The organism is bacterium (genome assembly GCA_040755795.1).
GTDB lineage: Bacteria > UBA9089 > CG2-30-40-21 > CG2-30-40-21 > SBAY01 > JBFLXS01.
Map to the genome: position 1 here is coordinate 1 of JBFLXS010000628.1, position 1,706 is coordinate 1,706.

A 1,706-nucleotide genomic window follows, 5' to 3' on the forward strand; every position below is an offset into this window, starting at 1 on the left:
CAGACGACGGCATTTTAGTGATGGACCGTAACAGCAATGGACGTATTGATGACGGCAAGGAATTGTTCGGCAATGAAACCCTTCTTGCAGGTGGTACCAAAGCTGCTAATGGGTTCCAGGCGCTAGCAATCTGCGATTATTTTTCATAAAGAGCGACTCCTTTAATCTTTGGTTTGCGGTGAATCAAGTTTAATCGAGTCGCTTCTTTTCTTCAACGAACTGGGGGGCTATGTCAATAAGAAAGGAGATTTTAGTCAATGAAAAAAGATGAAATAAGCAGTTCTAAAGTATCGTTGTTCTTTATTTATATTCTTATTTTTTTATCTAGCATAACGATTTCTGAAGCAAATGATGCAATATTATGGCCTGAATTTAAGTTGCCTCCTCATTACGACACAGAGCGCAAAGCTATACGAGAATCGGATGCCTTAAGGATAAAAGAAGAGTATAAAAAATATGAGGAAGAGCGAGAAAAGAATGAAGCTAAATATAGGAAATTCTATGAAGAAATGTATCGTTCGAATCCCGAATTTCTGAAAAGAAATCCTTACAGATATCAAGAGTTTAAACCGCCAAAGACGAGTTATGATGCTATTGCACTATTAGATATAGATGGAGATGGTCAAACTGACAATGCTTTCGTCGTTGCTGAGATATTTAGAGAAGGAAAATTTGTTGGGCATGCCAGAATTGCAAGATACCAAAAGGGAACCGATGGCTCATGGAAGTATGTGGCATCAATAAATACTGATAGCGATATTGGTATAAAAAAGGCAGTGGATGATTTTGTAATAGCTGGATGTCAAAAAGATAGGATATTTCTCAGTCCAAGGGGGAGTGGTCTAGGTATTTACATTCAGGACGAGGCAAAAAAGCTTAAAAGTGATGACAAAGAGATAAGATTAATAGTGCAAGAAGAATTAAAAGTTGAGATCCAAAAGGAAAAGAGCGTATACAAAAAAGAGACCAATCGTGATTACAAAGAAGAGCTGAGGATAGCAGGCATCAATCAGGATGTAAATAGTGATGGCAAACCGGATATTATTGCAATCATGAACGATCCAAAATATATGTATATGTATCCCGACGGAAATAGAATGCCTACTGGAAGTCGCTTTCAGCTTTTTTGCCAAGCCGATAAAGGCTGCCAACACTTCCTGCTCCTAAATAAGGGAGAGAGGGGCTGGGAGAAAGTTCCTCTAGGGTACAGTAATTGTATAGGCCTTAGTAGTCCTAAAGAAAACGGGATGAGAGAGATTTTTATGAGACGAGCAACATTAAGATTTGAAGACTCAGCTTATAAAATTGTGCCGTACTATCCTAACTGGGTAATGGAGCAATAACTTACAAAAATTAAAGGGGGACAAAACTATGAGTATTGGAAACTTTGAAGCATTTATGGCAGCAGTGAGGCAGAGGGAATCAAGTGATAATTATGGGATAATGAATAATTTTGGTTTTGCTGGCGCTTATCAATTAGGTGAACTTGCAATGATAGATGCTGGTTTTTACGAAAAGGATGGAACATCAAAGAATGATTGGACTGGGGAGTGGACACAAAAAGCAAAAGATATGGGTGTTACTAATGTGTACATAGGTAAGACGACATTGTATAATACCGTTCATGAAAGAACTGGACGGACGAAAAATATCGCATGCGGCACTTGAAGAGATACGAATCAGGGCGGTGAGGGCCGTAGAGGCTG

General features: G+C 38.8%; 2 protein-coding genes. Both read left to right on the forward strand.

Translation table 11 applies throughout. From position 1 onward, the window contains the following. Positions 1–257: 257 nt before the first annotated feature. Entirely contained in the window at positions 258–1,343 is a 1,086-nt protein-coding gene (locus AB1414_20400) for a hypothetical protein (GenBank protein ID MEW6609773.1), read from the forward strand. A gap of 28 nt (positions 1,344–1,371) precedes the next feature. Next, on the forward strand, positions 1,372–1,668 hold the full coding sequence (locus tag AB1414_20405) for a hypothetical protein (protein ID MEW6609774.1): 297 nt from the start codon (positions 1,372–1,374) through the stop codon (positions 1,666–1,668). Positions 1,669–1,706 lie beyond the last annotated feature (38 nt).

Bases quoted from the DNA above. Each gene is read 5' to 3' on its own strand.
- AB1414_20400 (MEW6609773.1), top strand. From the start codon at position 258: ATGAAAAAAGATGAAATAAGCAGTTCTAAAGTATCGTTGTTCTTTATT.
- AB1414_20405 (MEW6609774.1), top strand. From the start codon at position 1,372: ATGAGTATTGGAAACTTTGAAGCATTTATGGCAGCAGTGAGGCAGAGG.